This window comes from Microcystis sp. LE19-195.1E (genome assembly GCF_027532095.1).
In the GTDB taxonomy this organism is placed as follows: domain Bacteria; phylum Cyanobacteriota; class Cyanobacteriia; order Cyanobacteriales; family Microcystaceae; genus Microcystis; species Microcystis aeruginosa.
Genome location: NZ_JAPZSZ010000296.1, coordinates 1 through 8,489 on the forward strand (window position 1 = coordinate 1; position 8,489 = coordinate 8,489).

General features: G+C 42.0%; 6 protein-coding genes and 1 riboswitch. Of the genes, 1 reads left to right on the top strand and 5 read right to left on the bottom strand.

Going from position 1 to position 8,489, the window contains the following annotated elements; translation table 11 throughout:
• Positions 1-228: 228 nt before the first annotated feature.
• From O9300_RS16375 to O9300_RS16385, 3 genes are all read right to left on the bottom strand, one after another.
• Complete coding sequence (locus O9300_RS16375) at positions 229-2,244, bottom strand: ABC transporter ATP-binding protein (RefSeq protein ID WP_287972786.1); 2,016 nt, start codon at positions 2,242-2,244, stop codon at positions 229-231.
• A gap of 177 nt (positions 2,245-2,421) precedes the next feature.
• Positions 2,422-3,591, bottom strand: coding sequence for a glycosyltransferase (locus O9300_RS16380; protein ID WP_287972788.1), 1,170 nt, complete (start codon positions 3,589-3,591; stop codon positions 2,422-2,424).
• Positions 3,592-3,698: 107 nt separating this feature from the next.
• Positions 3,699-5,036: an ArsB/NhaD family transporter gene (locus tag O9300_RS16385; RefSeq protein ID WP_287972790.1), complete on the bottom strand. Its 1,338-nt coding sequence runs from the start codon at positions 5,034-5,036 to the stop codon at positions 3,699-3,701.
• A gap of 229 nt (positions 5,037-5,265) precedes the next feature.
• A riboswitch (cyclic di-AMP (ydaO/yuaA leader) is annotated at positions 5,266-5,395 on the bottom strand.
• A 188-nt stretch (positions 5,396-5,583) separates the two neighbouring features.
• On the opposite strand from O9300_RS16385, the gene O9300_RS16390 reads away from it, so the two are divergent.
• Positions 5,584-6,162 carry a DUF3172 domain-containing protein gene (locus tag O9300_RS16390; protein ID WP_002733879.1) on the top strand — a complete coding sequence of 193 codons (579 nt, stop codon included), beginning with the start codon at positions 5,584-5,586 and terminating at the stop codon, positions 6,160-6,162.
• Between the two features lie 154 nt (positions 6,163-6,316).
• Here O9300_RS16390 and O9300_RS16395 read toward each other — a convergent pair whose 3' ends face one another.
• Together O9300_RS16395 and O9300_RS16400 are read right to left on the bottom strand one after the other, a co-directional pair.
• Positions 6,317-6,634, bottom strand: coding sequence for a P-II family nitrogen regulator (locus O9300_RS16395; RefSeq protein ID WP_287972792.1), 318 nt, complete (start codon positions 6,632-6,634; stop codon positions 6,317-6,319).
• A gap of 73 nt (positions 6,635-6,707) precedes the next feature.
• Entirely contained in the window at positions 6,708-7,688 is a 981-nt protein-coding gene (locus O9300_RS16400) for a sodium-dependent bicarbonate transport family permease (RefSeq protein ID WP_079206547.1), read from the bottom strand.
• Positions 7,689-8,489 lie beyond the last annotated feature (801 nt).

The window sequence follows — 8,489 nt, forward strand, 5'->3', positions numbered from 1 at the left end:
ATAAGGGGATTCTGGTTCAATCTGATGTCATGGGTTCCTACAATATTTTACGAAAAGCATTCCCAAATGCGTTTAACCGCTATGGGATAGAGAGGTGCGTAGTTCACCCAAGGAGAATCAATCTCTCGAAGTAAAAGTGAAAGGAATTTCTGAAATGGAATTCAGTCTGTCTATATTTGACTATACTTTTACTAACTATGACAACAATTTTTGATTTTTGCAGGAGAGCTATCGAGTCGAGGAATACTCGTAGTCTTCGATAATATGGAGAAGTCGCATGGCTGAACTACAGGATTCTTCTAAAATTTCCTGTTTCTCCTGAGAATCATCGATTAAATCTTCAGATACTAGACGCAGAGAACCTAAAAGACTATTAAGACTACTTCTCGCTTCGTAGGATAAATAAGCTTTTCTTTTTTGCTCATCTTCCCTATTCTTAGAGTCGGCCTCTTTGCTATCACTAAATTGCAGAGCGTGTAAACGGGCATAATGACCACCTTGAGCTAATAATTCCTCATGATTGCCGATTTCTGCCACTTTTCCCTTGTCCAGCACCACAATTTGATAGGCTTTTTGAACAGTGGAAAGACGGTGAGCGATCACAAGAGTAGTCCGCTCGCGACAGAGTTCATCGATCGCTTCCTGTACTAAACGCTCAGAAATTGTATCCAAAGCACTGGTGGCTTCATCGAGAATGAGAATATCTGGATCTCGCAGTAAGGCACGAGCGAGCGCTAATCTTTGTTTTTGTCCCCCCGAAAGTCTCACTCCCCGATCGCCAATTTCCGTATCCAGTCCTTCCGGCAGTTTGGAGATAAACTCGTAGGCATTCGCCCTTTTTGTCGCTGCTAAAATTTCTGCATCACTAACATCGCTTAATCCGTAGGCAATATTAAAACGGAGAGAATTATTAAAGAGAAAAGTGTCTTGACTGACTATTCCCATGGCTTTTCTCAGAGATTTGATCTCATAATCCCGTAAATCGTGACCGTCAAAAAGAATCCTCCCGGCTGTAGGCTCATAAAAGCGTGGTAATAAATCAGCAATTGTCGATTTTCCAGCCCCCGAAGCACCAACAAGAGCGATCATTTTTCCTTTTGGAATCCAAAGATCGATGCCCTTGAGAACTAATTCTTGATGACCGGGATAGTAAAATTGGACGTTATCAAAATGAATACCTGTCTCTAATCTTTGATAGGGAATAGAGCCATTGCTCATAAATGGTTTATTCTCTCGAATGAGAAAATCCGCTACCACCTCTACTGCGGAAACATCACCCAATAGACTACTCCTAGCACTGTTAATTTGACCAACTATCGGCAGGGCCCGGAAAAGTACATAGAGATAGGTCAATAAAATTGTCGCTAAAGCTTGCAGTTGTTCATTAAAAAGATAACGACCAGCAATGATAATTAAAGCAATAATAATTACCCCACCGATCTCATTGAGCGGAGCGATTACAGCATTATTAGTCTGGGCATCTAAACCCGCTTTCTCCCGGGCTTCGATATCTTCCACAATAGATTCTAATTCGTATCTTTCATTGCCTACCGCTTTAATTAGGCGAATTCCCGTTAACAGTTCCAACAGTTTATTAGTTTGCTGTTTAGCCTTTACGGTGATAATCTCTCCAAACTTTTTCGATCTCTTGACAAAGTATTGATTAAGCAGACCTAAAAAGCCACCCAAAAGACTAGAAAGAATAGTTAATTGCCAAGAAATTGATAATAAAATAGCTAAGTACATGAAAGCTGTGCCGATAATCTTAATCAGGTTTATGTAATTTCTAATTGATCCCACGGCTCGATTAATCTCCGACATGAAACGATTAAAAATATCTCCTATTTTACTTTTTACATAATAATCTATATCCACTTCTAGCAGCAGAATAACTGAATCAATTCGCATATCTTTGGCCATAATCAAAGACAAGTAAGTTCCTAACAAATTACTGACAAAATTGGTAATATGCTTGAGAATTAAAATCCCTAATATCGCCGCAAACATCCAGAAAAAACGAGTATCGACCGAGAAAACCTCGAAAACGGAGAGCAGCTTTTTGATAATTTGGGGGGCATTTTTTAAGAGATCATTTTCGGGATTAATAAAAGAAATTAGTAAGGGGATAACTAAAACAGTTCCTACCCCATTAAATACGGTACTGACAAAGCCTATAACAATGCTGGAAACCACTAATAACCAGTGTTTCAGCGTATATTTAAGGAGAATTTGATTAGGATTCATCGCTATAAGTAATAAAGTAAATAGTCAACGGTCAATTATCCTACTCGCTACAATCTAATAAGTAGGGAGGCACAATTATTTGTAGGATGGGTTAGCGGTAGCGTAACATGAGCGGGCGTTGGGTTTCATGCTTCAACCCAACCTACGTTCATCTTATATTTAATTCCACCCACCTACTTATTTCCCTTCCAGAGAAGTAATTATGCCAGAGAGAGTTGTCGCCATGGCGGTGGTACTATAGGAGGCGATACAGCGCTCTCTCGCTTTTAGTCCTCGTGCATTAGCCGAGTCGAGATGATTAAAAACTTCTCTAATTATGACAGCTAGTTGCTCTGGCGATCGAGGTTCGACTAAATAGCCAATATCAGCTAAAATTTCGGGAATATCTGCCACTTTAGTGGAAATAATCGGTTTAGCCATCGCCATACCATCGGTGAGTTTAATCGGAAATTGGGCGTTAGCCGTGGCTTCATCCCTCTGGGGAACGATAATAGCATGAGCAGCGGCCACAACTTCCGGCATTCGCTCGATCGGTTGAGCAGGTAAATGAATTAACCAAGGTTGACCTTTTTCTAGCAAACTATCCAGATAGCCATCCCCGATTTGGCGACCTCCCACCACCACCAATTTAAAATCAGGATCACCAATTTGATCTAAAGCGATTAAGACATCTTCTAAACCTTTGTGGGGTCTAGCTGTACCCGGGAACATTAAGACTTTATACGCGGATAAACCGTATTTTTGACGACAAGCGACAGGATCGTAGAGATTGGGATCGAAAAGTTGCGTATCCTTGCCATTCGGTAAATAAATCCCCCCATAGCGCTTTTGCAAAAATTGATTATTAACCGTCACCGCATCAGCGCGGTTAATTAAATTTTCCATCCAACGCAGATAGAGAGGGTGATTCGGGTCCCTAAGCGCACCATTTTTTTTGAGGATATCCCTAGCTAATTGTCGGGGATGAGGACGATAGGACCATCGATCGCCACCAAACCAACTCATTTCCCAATCGTCAATATCGAGAATTAGGGGACGTGGGGAAAAAAAACGTTTCAGTAAACCGATGCCGAAACTGGTGGGACGGGGTTTAACCGCATAGATAATCTCTCCGGAGAGGCGATCGAGTAAAGTTTTGATCTGGCCAAAAAACTGGGGATAATTATTGCCTTTGACCGATACCACCGGTAAATTCCCCGGTGGGGTTGGATAGATTTCCCGGCCAAAAATCGGGCCATAGACCGTCACCTGACAGTTTAGCTGTTGCAAGACTTGAGCAATCAAATAGACTCTTGTGCCACCACCACCGGATAAATCTGGTGCTAAAACAGAGATTTTTTTGTTCACGATCGCCGATCAATCCAGATTATCTAGCACGAATAGGAGAATGTTAATCAATGTTAACGTTTTTGTCAATCTTAGGCGAACTTAACATTAATGCCACCGGAGATAGACTAGACAAAGAAAATTAACATATACATTGCCGAGACGACTAACTGAGTAAACATCACTGGTAAACCGTAGCGCAGAAAGGTATGAAAAGTAATTTTGCCCCCGTGTTGTTCAGCGATGCCGGCGGCGACAATATTAGAAGAAGCCCCCACTAAAGTACCATTACCCCCTAGGGTGGCCCCATACATCATCGCGTAGAAAAGCGGTAAAACTTCCGGGGGAAAAGAACCGGCATAATCGGGAGAAAGAACCTCTGTCCCGACTAAATTAACATTAACAAGGTACTGTTTCAGTAGTGGAACCATGGCCACCACTAGGGGAATATTCGGAACTACACTGGAAATAAAACCGACAAAAAACAGCAAGACTAGAGAACCTAAAAAGATATTTTTGCCTAAAATTATCGCCAGAAATCCCGATAAACTATTAACTACACCAGTTTTTTCTAAGCCGCCAATTAGGACAAAAATCGACATAAAAAATAATAGGGTACTCCAGTCCACATCCCGGAGAATATTATGAACCGTATCGATTTTCGATTGCTGGGCTAAAAGTAGGGCTAAAGTGGCACCCATCAAAGCAACGGCCGCAGGAGAAATGGGTACGGGAAAAGATTCACCGACGACGAATAAAAATAAGACTAAAAAGACGATAATTCCCCCCAGAGCTAAGACGCGAGGATGATTAATTTTCGGATGGGGTAATTCTTCTAAATGCTCGAATTTCGTCCGCCAGATTTTCGGGAATAACCAAGGTAACATAACCAGAATGGTAATTACTGCCAAGGCACCACCTAAACTCAAGCGCTGTAGGTATTCCATGAAGGTGATATTAATAGAATCACCGACGATATAAGTAGCGGGATCACCAACAATCGTTAATAATCCGGAACTGTTGGCTACGAAAACCATCAGGATTAAGAGCGGCACAAAATCCACACCGATATCTTGAGCTAAGGGGGGAATCAGCGGGGCTAATAACATCACCGTGGTGGCGTTGGGTAACACCGCACAGATTGGGGTAGTAATGGCGACAATTCCTATTAGTAATAATTTGCCCTGTCCCTTGGCTAAAAGCACCATTTGTGCTGCTAAATAATCAAAAATTTTCGTTGGTTCAAAGGCTCTCACTAACACCATTACCCCAAAAAATAGGGCGAGAGTGGCATAACTGCGACTGATATAACCCACCGCCTCCTGGAGAGTCATGATATGGGTAAAAACTAAGATTAAAGCCCCCAGTAAAGCCGCTACGGTAATATGAAGCCACTCGAACATAATCACCACAATGACTGCAATAAAAGTCATTGCAGCAATCCACATTGGTAAAGATTCCAGCATTTTTGATCCTGTTTTTACTTTCGGTTTCTCGATACGACTAAAAGTTTGCCCGAATGTACAGCAAACTCACAAAAAATATGGTTATCGACGGAAAATCTTAAAATTGTTGTGATCGGTGAACCTGCATGAGAATCCCCATATACAATGTCTCCTGTAAGTTATGACTATCAAGTAGTATCAGCGACATAACTGAACCGATCAAGACATTGCTAGGAATGTAGTGATGTTTCAGTCTTCCCCCCCACGCCGACGAAGTTAGCTGACGGGCTAGGATAGAGAGATATCCTTTTCTAGGCTAAAAAATCTAGAAATACGCCCCAAATATGGTTCCTCCGCTCCGAATTTGTCTAGCTAATATCTAGCATAGAAACTTGGATTAGGCTGACTTACTCTGTTTAGTGATCCACCATAGCATACTAACCCAAAAAAAACGATATAGCTCTATACTAGACCTATCCTGTCGGTTATCCCCCGGGTTGCTAGGATAGAACAATGATAAGCTAATAGCTAACGACTGACCGCCATAGCAGCCACAACAGAAATTTCGATGAATAGAAGACCTCGTTATACTCCTCCCCGATCGCGTGATCGTGATTATGACCGCTCCTATGGCGATGACTCCCGCGCTTCGTCCCCCGGAGGCCTATTGGCAAAATTAAACTATGCCATGATCGCCCTGATTGGCGGTATTTTTGTACTAGGAGTGGGTCTCGGTCTGGTATTCAGTTCTACCGCTAATTTTAGCCCCGAAAACGTCGCTTCCCGAGAAGTAATTGATCGCAGCGCCCCCAATGCAGAATTATGCGTGCAATTTGGGGCCAGTGCCATTGTCACCGATTTGCGGGTTTATGTCACTCTTAACCCCTTTAATGTTTTTGTTACCCAACCGGTTATGCAACCCGGTTGCGTTTTGCGACGCAATAACTGGTCAATTTTAGAACAACAAAAATTAGTCGATGGACAGCAGGTACAAAGTTGTAAAAACCGGATGAATACCTTTGGTTATACCGGCCCCTTGGAAGGCAAACCGAAAATCGATTGTATCTTCCAAAATGAAGCCGGGGGCAATCTTTTTGTTAATCCCGCCGGTGCTGTTGGTCCCAGACCAGATACAGATAAATTCTAAACCGGAAAAGATCGTTCTCCTGACTTGAAAGAGGGTGTAGGGTGTGGGGTGTGGGGTGTAGGGAAAGAAACCTCTTTCATCTGTGGGGGTGAAAATTTTTTCATCGGGACTGACTCCTAATCAACCAGAACAATTTTTGATTTTTACGAGAGGTCTAATGACTTAGCCATTGGGCCGTAGTCACCACAAAAATTCCGCCGGCTTTTTTTAAAAAAGGCTGAATTTTATCGATCAGACGACCAAGTTGTTCGTCACTATTACAAACCGTCATAATGTAGTTACCACTGTAATCACAATCCAAGTCATCACAGGATAAACCTCGATCACCTTTTCCCGAAGTACTGCCAAAGACGGTATAACCGGAAACTCCGACAACATCAAGAACTCTTAAGGTTTCTTCCAGAAAAGCATGACTAACAATTATGTCTACTTTTTTGACAGTTTGTAGGGAAGGATGGGGGGATTCAAGCATGGTAGTTAAGTAAAAAAGGTACAAGTGCAAGAGAACAATTTTGACGGGAATTATTTAAAAACCGCCGGGCCTTTTAGACTCCACAGCCAATGATTTTAATCATCTCTAGGTACAGAGGAATACCGATGATGATATTGAAAGGAAAAGTTAAAGCCAAGGCCATAGAAACGTATAAACTAGGATTCGCTTCGGGAACAGTCATTCTCATGGCCGCAGGAACAGCAATATAAGAGGCACTGGCACACAAAACAGCGAATAATAAAGCATTGCCCTGTTCAAATCCGAGAACCTTAGCGATGAGAATCCCCACCATAGCATTGATGACGGGAATGAATACCGAGAAACCGATGAGAAAAGAACCAGTTTTGCCTAATTCCCGGATTCTTTTCGCCGCCACTAATCCCATATCAAGAAGAAAGAAAGTTAAAGCACCATAAAAAATCTCTTGAGTGAAAGGTTCTAATTTTTCCCAGCCTTTTTCCCCCGTGAGCATACCAACAACAACACTACCGACTAAGAGAAATACCGAACCATTTAAAAAGGCTTCATGTAGAACCTTTGACCAAGAAAACGCTTCTTCTTCGCCATTTTTCTCTTTAAAGACTCGCACCAGGATTAAACCCACTACAATTGCCGGCGATTCCATTAAAGCTAAGGCCGCTACCATATGACCGCCATAGGAAATATGAAGTTTTTCTAAAAAAGAACTGGCGGTGATGAAAGTAACGGCACTAATGGAACCATAGGCTGCGGCGATGGCCGCTGCATTGGCACTATCGAGTTTAATTTTCAGGATAAAGAAAGTGTAAATGGGAACGATGCAAGCCATAACCACAGAGGCAATCAAAGTTAAAGCGATTTGGTTATTGATGCCACTTTCCGCTAGTTCATAACCTCCCTTGAAACCAATCGCCATCAAAAGATAGAGAGAAAAGAGTTTAGGCAGTGGTTGGGGAATCTCTAGGTCGGATTTAAAAAATACTGCCAGCATTCCCAAGAAAAAGAACAAAACCGGCGGATTGAGAATATTGAACAGGATTAAGCTGCCATCCATAGGTTTGCGTACATTGAGTTATTTCAATCTATACTATTCGATTTTGACAATATTGTGAAAATGTTAAGAACCGGATTAAAACGCTTAACGATGGCCGCTCAAAAAAATTAAGATGGGTGATGTTTCAGTGATCGGTGATCAGTTATCTTGAAACCGTCAGCTTTTCTCCCCTCTCCCTTTTCCCCCTCTACAATAATTACTCGCAGCCAGGAATCACTTGGGTTATTATCATACTTTGTGCCTTTTGTCAAAAAAACTTTTTTTTTGCAATAAAACTACACAAAAAAAAGATCATCGTTGTGGGTGAAATTGACTGATTTAACCGTCTTAATTGGGATTACCTTCTAGGTGTGGCAAAGGTTTCAACCATTGCTGCCCAAAAAAGCACAGAATAACCCATTATGAAATTCAGTAAAATCGCTGTAACTATGATAACATCGTTGTTAAATAAAAATCTTTCTCAATTAATTCTTAAGAATTTATAAATATTGCGGAATGTTAATTTAAATATTCTCAAGTTTTTGCAGTCAATAAATAACTTTTGCTTATCTTTGTCAGAAAATAGAACTCCTGCAAAAATCCCACATCTACTATTGGGTTAGGAGTCAGTATTTAGGAGACTCTGAGACTATTTTTATTTATTCTCCCCATCACCCCACCACCCCACCACCCCACTCCCCACACCCCACACCCCACACCCCACACCCCACACCCCACACCCCACACCCCACACCCCACACCCCACACCCCACACCCCACACCCCACACCCCACACCCCACACCCCACACCCCACACCCCAC